The organism is Nocardioides sp. (assembly GCF_031422975.1).
In the GTDB taxonomy this organism is placed as follows: Bacteria; Actinomycetota; Actinomycetes; order Propionibacteriales; family Nocardioidaceae; genus Nocardioides.
On record NZ_JANPEO010000116.1, the window covers coordinates 1 to 5,107 of the forward strand.

Annotated in this window: 7 protein-coding genes; 1 reads left to right on the forward strand and 6 read right to left on the reverse strand. The window is 66.7% G+C overall.

Going from position 1 to position 5,107, the window contains the following annotated elements; all coding sequences use genetic code 11:
* Nucleotides 1-823, reverse strand: an 823-nt coding sequence (locus RMO85_RS03710) for a universal stress protein (protein WP_310526547.1), incomplete at its 3' end; no start/stop codon positions are given.
* 189 nt (nucleotides 824-1,012) lie between these two features.
* Between RMO85_RS03710 and RMO85_RS03715 the strand changes: the two genes are divergently transcribed.
* On the forward strand, nucleotides 1,013-1,471 hold the full coding sequence (locus tag RMO85_RS03715) for a DUF1003 domain-containing protein (RefSeq protein WP_310526549.1): 459 nt from the start codon (nucleotides 1,013-1,015) through the stop codon (nucleotides 1,469-1,471).
* A 26-nt stretch (nucleotides 1,472-1,497) separates the two neighbouring features.
* Here the strand turns inward: RMO85_RS03715 and RMO85_RS03720 are convergent, their stop codons facing one another.
* The 5 genes from RMO85_RS03720 to RMO85_RS03740 all read right to left on the reverse strand — a co-directional run bounded on the left by RMO85_RS03720 (nucleotide 1,498) and on the right by RMO85_RS03740 (nucleotide 4,605).
* On the reverse strand, nucleotides 1,498-2,010 hold the full coding sequence (locus RMO85_RS03720; RefSeq protein ID WP_310526550.1) for a DsrE/DsrF/DrsH-like family protein: 513 nt from the start codon (nucleotides 2,008-2,010) through the stop codon (nucleotides 1,498-1,500).
* A 20-nt stretch (nucleotides 2,011-2,030) separates the two neighbouring features.
* Nucleotides 2,031-2,345 carry a TusE/DsrC/DsvC family sulfur relay protein gene (locus RMO85_RS03725; protein ID WP_310526551.1) on the reverse strand — a complete coding sequence of 105 codons (315 nt, stop codon included), beginning with the start codon at nucleotides 2,343-2,345 and terminating at the stop codon, nucleotides 2,031-2,033.
* 1 nt (nucleotide 2,346) lies between these two features.
* Nucleotides 2,347-3,603, reverse strand: a complete 1,257-nt coding sequence (locus RMO85_RS03730) for an FAD/NAD(P)-binding oxidoreductase (protein WP_310526553.1) — start codon at nucleotides 3,601-3,603, stop codon at nucleotides 2,347-2,349.
* Between the two features lie 133 nt (nucleotides 3,604-3,736).
* Complete coding sequence (locus RMO85_RS03735; RefSeq protein ID WP_310526554.1) at nucleotides 3,737-4,321, reverse strand: hypothetical protein; 585 nt, start codon at nucleotides 4,319-4,321, stop codon at nucleotides 3,737-3,739.
* Between the two features lie 20 nt (nucleotides 4,322-4,341).
* Complete coding sequence (locus tag RMO85_RS03740; protein WP_310526555.1) at nucleotides 4,342-4,605, reverse strand: hypothetical protein; 264 nt, start codon at nucleotides 4,603-4,605, stop codon at nucleotides 4,342-4,344.
* Between the last annotated feature and the right edge of the window lie 502 nt (nucleotides 4,606-5,107).

Consider the following 5,107-nt stretch of genomic DNA (forward strand, 5'->3'; position numbering starts at 1 on the left):
CGACGGGTCCCAGGTGTGAGCCAATGGGGACGAGCGGATCGTGGCGGCCGACCACCAGGAGGTCTGAGGTGCGGCCCGCGTCGATCAGCGCGTCACCGGGAAGAGCGTGACGCGCGTCGATCGTCGAGCTGACGCCGTCGAGATCATCGGCTATCGCGTCGAGGGCGGTCTGGATCTCCGCCGTTGCCCGGGCGGCCCACTCGGCGTCCTCGGTGCGGGACAGGATGATGTCGTCGTAGGCGCCGGGGAATGACCAGGTGTGCAGCACACGCAGGCGCGCACCGCGACGCGCGGCAGCCTGTGCCGCCATCCGCAGGATGTGCTCGGACCGGTCGGGCACATCCACGCCGACCGTGACCGTGGGGACGTCCCCGCTGGACCGGATCGGCGACCACCGGGCCGGCACCGACACGACGGGCACGCGTGAGTGAGCCGCCACACCGCTGGACACGGACCTGGTGACGACGCGCATCATGCGCGAGAGCGGCCGTCGCTGCAGGACGATGAGTCGCGCCGCTGCTCCGTATTCGACGATCGACGTGACCACACCTCCCCAGACCAGCTGGGAGGTGACGGGCATGTCGTCCGGGACCAGGTCGCGGACCCGTTCGACCGCGCCGTCCAGGGCCAGGCGCCCGGCCCGCTCAAGGTCGACGCTGTCCACGAGAACCATTTCCGGACCCTCCGCGATGTTGTGCACGACGTGGAGCAGATGCAGTCCGCAACCCGCGCGCAAGGCCTCGCCCGCCGCGAAGGTCAGGGCCGCGTCCATGGGATCGTGGCCGACGGCAACGACGACGGGGTGGGGGTTGTTCTCGGTCATGATGCTCCTCCAACGTTCGCTGATGGCTTGCTCCCACGGTGTCGCACCAGCCGCCCGTGTCCTAGGGACCAAGGACCCCAAGGCACCGGGCGCATGCCCCTGATCCGACCTGTTGGCCCCGCCCCGACCGGCCGCCATGGTTGGCTGACCATCGCGTCGACACCATGTCGAGCGACGGCAGGAGAAGCCATGAGCCAAGCACGAGAAACCCAGCCAGGCGACAGCCTCGGACGGACCGGCCTCCACCCGGCCATCAACGCTTTTCACGTCGCGCGGGCAGCCGACGTGCAACTGCGGGTGGCCGATGCGATCACCGCGTTCGCCGGATCCATGCCGTTCGTCTACATCCACGCGGCCGTCTTCGCGGCGTGGATGGTCCTTGCCGAGGGCAGCCCCTGGCCGAAGCTCACCTTGGTGGTCTCCCTGGAGGCGATCTTCTTGTCGACCTTCGTCATGATCGGGCAGAACCGACAATCGGCCCTGCAACGGGTCAAGGCCGACCATGACTTCGTCGAGCAGGAGCTCGAGCTCAAGACGAACACGGAGCTGACCCGCGCCATTCACGTGCTGACCAGCGAGCTCCACCGGCGGCTGCTTGACGACCCAAAGGACCCGGTCACGGAGGCCGCCCAGAGGCCGCCCGCCTGATCGCGTCGCGATCCCGGGCCGGCGCCTCAGATGAACAGGAGCTGGGCCCCGTCGGTCTTCTCGATGAAATCCGAGGCGCTGATGATCGCCTCGACCTCGTCGTACAGGTCGCCCTCCTCGAGGTGCTGCATGTCGGCCGACATCCTGCAGGCCCACAGGTGTCCGCCGGAGTCGACGATCTGCTGGAGGAACTCGGGCACCTCGGGCACGCCGACGTCGGCGATCGACTTCTTCATCTGGTGCGTGGCCATCGCCGTCATGCCGGGGATTCCCCCCAGGCCCTGTGGCATGTGCGTTGCGGTGTTGCCGAGCATCGTGAACTTCAGGTCGGCCATCGTCGACTTGTTGATCATGTCGAAGCCCCAGAACGTGAAGAACAGGTGTGTCTCGATGCCCTCTCCGAGAGCGGCGTTGGCCAGGATCAGGCCGGGGTAGGCCATGTCCAGGTTGCCCTTGGAGCAGATGATCGCGAGCTTGCGCCCGGCTCCGGCCTCGTCGTCGAACGTCGGGACGAGGGGTGCGGTGCTGGTGGTCGTCATGTCAGTCTCCTTGTCGGCGTTCACACGCAACCGCGGGGCTTGGGAAGCCCGGCGATGTAGGCCATCTTCTTGGCCGGCTTCTTGGGGAAGAGGGCGAAAAGCTGCTTGGTGGGGATCCCCCCGACGGTCGACACGCGACGCAGAGTGGCCGTCTCGCCCTGGTCCGGGAAGTCCCTGCGCAGGAAGTGGATCGCCTTCCAGTGGTCATCACTCATCTCGATCCCGATCTGGCCGGCGAGCACCTTGCCCAGGTCCTCGGTCCATTCGTCGTACTCCGTCATGAATCCCTCGTCGTTGACGTGAATGTCATGACCGTCGATCGTCGTGGTCGGCATGTCATACCTCCTGCTTCTCGTTGGTCTTGGGAAGGACCTTCCCGGCCATCGACATGTGCGCCGGCAGCGGCACGGGGCGTCCCGGGAGCAGGACGTTCCAATAGATCCAGCGGAAGGCAAGCTTCCCGAGGTGGTTGGCGCGGGTCTCCTTGAGGAGGTCCATCGGCCCGATCACGGGCAGCGGGTACTTCCCGGGAAGGGGTTCGGTGTCGTAGTTGAAGTCGATCAGCAGCGCCTTGTCGTCACCCGACTCCACGAAGCAGTTCGCGTGCCCGTCGAAGGAGCCGGTCATGGGCCGGCCGCTGATGTGCTCGAGGAAGTTGCCGACGAAGATCTCGACCGCGAAGTGGGCCACCGACCCCGCCTTGGAGGCAGGGATGTCGCCGGCGTCGCCGACGGCGAAGATGTTGTCGTAGCTCCTCGACAGCAGGGTGTGCCGGTCCACCGGCACGTAGTTGAGCTCGTCACCGAGACCGGACCGGGCCACGAAGTCCGCGCCCATGTTCAGCGGCACGGTCACGAGCAGGTCGAAGGGGATCTCGCGCTCGTCGTAGGAGACGAGCATCTTCTGCTCGTTGTCGATCCGCTCGACCATGAAGTCGGTCTCGACGTGCACCTTGCGCTCGTCCAGCATGCCGCCCAGGTGCGCGGATGCCACCGGCTTGGTGAACGCCCCGTCGAGCGGGGTCACGTAGACCAGCTCAGCGCGGTCGCGGAGGCCGCGAGCCCGCAGCCAGGCCTCGACGAGGAAGGTGAACTCCAGTGGCGCCACCGGGCACTTGATCGGCATCTCGGTGATGTGCACGACGAGCCGGCCGCCCTCGAACCGCGTCAGGGCCTCGGCGAGCGCCTCGGCACCGTCGAGGGTGTAGAAGTCGAAGATGCTGCGCCGCCACTCCGGGCCGAGCATCCCGGGCGTCTGGTCGGGTCTCGGGGTCGTCCCGGTGGCGATCACGAGCTGGTCGTACTCCAGCCGTCGTCCGTCCTCGAGGAGCACGACATCCTCGTCCGGCTCGACCTGCTCGACGGCGCCGACGACGAACTCCACACCGTCGGGCAGGAAAGCGTGCCGCGATCGGACGACCTGGTCCCGGCGGTAGCCACCGAACGGGACGAAGAGGTAGCCGGGCTGGTAGTGGTGTTCGTCGTCGCGATCGACCACCGTAACGGCCCACTCGGCGCGATCCAGCTGGTGCCGCAGCTTGTTGGCGATGATTGTCCCAGCGGTTCCGCCGCCGAGGATGACAAGGCGCTTCATGCTCACTCTCCTGTGTCGCTTCTGTCTTCGACGCTATCGGCGTGGATGGGTGCTCAGCAGTGGCCAAGGTCCTTGGTCACCGGGACCAATGCGCAGCTCGCCGACGATTCGACGACCCGGGCAGGGAGAGCAGTCACTCCGGCTCGGTCGTCCCCACGAACCGGCCGTGCCACGAGTGGAACCAGACCGCGCCGCTGGTGCCGTGCACCGACAACATGCCGCTCACCCGGTCACCCATGAGGGTGTGCAGTGTGTAGTAGCCCGGGAACGCCTCCGGCTCAGCGGCGCGCTCACCCGGCCTGTGGGTGCCCAGCCACTCGTCGGCGACGCTGAGCGCCTCCTCCGGGGCCAGTGTCGCTGCTGCGACGCGACCACGATGCAGGCCGTACGCCGTGTTCCACATCATCGCCGGGCCGAACTCGAGCTGGACGGCACCCGAGCTCGGGTCGACGAGCACCTCGGTGGCCAGGTCCCCGGACGGGTCGGCCAGCTCGACGTAGAACCCGTTGTCGAACTCCATGACTTCTCCGCTGCGCAGGTCCCATTGCTCCCCGAACCTGTCAGCGGCACGGCGCACAGCGCTCACGTCCGCGAGCGGTCCGTCACCTGAGGTCGTCATGCCGCGGCCCGGCATGCCGCCGGGTCCGATCTGACCCGAGACCCAGGCGACCGAGGCAATCAGCAACCCCGCGGCAACGATGAGGACTGCCAGCGGCACCCAGCGGGGTCGTGGCGACCTCACGAGGGTCTCGAGCCAGGCCCGGCGAGATGGTCGCGGGTTTCAAGAAAGGTCTCGGTGTCGATCTCGCCCGAGGCATAGCGACGCTCCAAGATCTCGAGCGGCGTCTCGCGGTGGACGGCGCCGGAGTCGGTGCCGGTCCGATGTCTCTCGGGCTGGGCGAACTGAACGACCGCCCAGACGATCAGGCCCACGAGGATGATCCAGAACAGTGGCATGAACATCATCACGCCCCAGCCCCAGCCGTTGCCTCCGTACATCATCGTTGCCGCCTCCTGCGCCTTGTCGGTAGCACCACGCTGACGGCTGGTGTCGCAGCGCACCACAGGCGAAGGTCCCGGTCTGAGGGGCCGAGTGCCGAACAGGTCTTGATCTGGCAGGCAGATGAACTCGGCCCCGGACCCAGAGGATTCCTCGGGTCGGGGGCCGGCTCGTGCGGTGGGCGATACTGGGTTCGAATATCGCTCGAGACCATCGTTCACGAAACTGATACCGGCAGCCATTTGCGCCCTGACCTGCGCAAATGCTCTTCACTCCGCTATGTAAGCATGGACGCGATCGGGCAGCGTCAGCCATCGTCAGAGGATTGGGTGTGACCCTGGTCAGGTCATCGTCAGGTTGGTGAACCGATCATGAGCGACATGACCAATACACACACGCTCCCGGCCACCGGCCGACAGATGCTGAACAAGGTCCCGGAAGTCACCGTGTTCTTCTGGGTCATCAAGATCCTCTGCACGACGGTCGGTGAGAGCTTCGCCGACT

Excerpts from the sequence above, each read along its gene's own strand:
- RMO85_RS03715 (WP_310526549.1), top strand. The coding sequence starts at position 1,013 with ATGAGCCAAGCACGAGAAACCCAGCCAGGCGACAGCCTCGGACGGACC.
- RMO85_RS03720 (WP_310526550.1), bottom strand. The coding sequence starts at position 2,010 with ATGACGACCACCAGCACCGCACCCCTCGTCCCGACGTTCGACGACGAG.
- RMO85_RS03725 (WP_310526551.1), bottom strand. The coding sequence starts at position 2,345 with ATGCCGACCACGACGATCGACGGTCATGACATTCACGTCAACGACGAG.
- RMO85_RS03730 (WP_310526553.1), bottom strand. The coding sequence starts at position 3,603 with ATGAAGCGCCTTGTCATCCTCGGCGGCGGAACCGCTGGGACAATCATC.
- RMO85_RS03740 (WP_310526555.1), bottom strand. The coding sequence starts at position 4,605 with ATGATGTACGGAGGCAACGGCTGGGGCTGGGGCGTGATGATGTTCATG.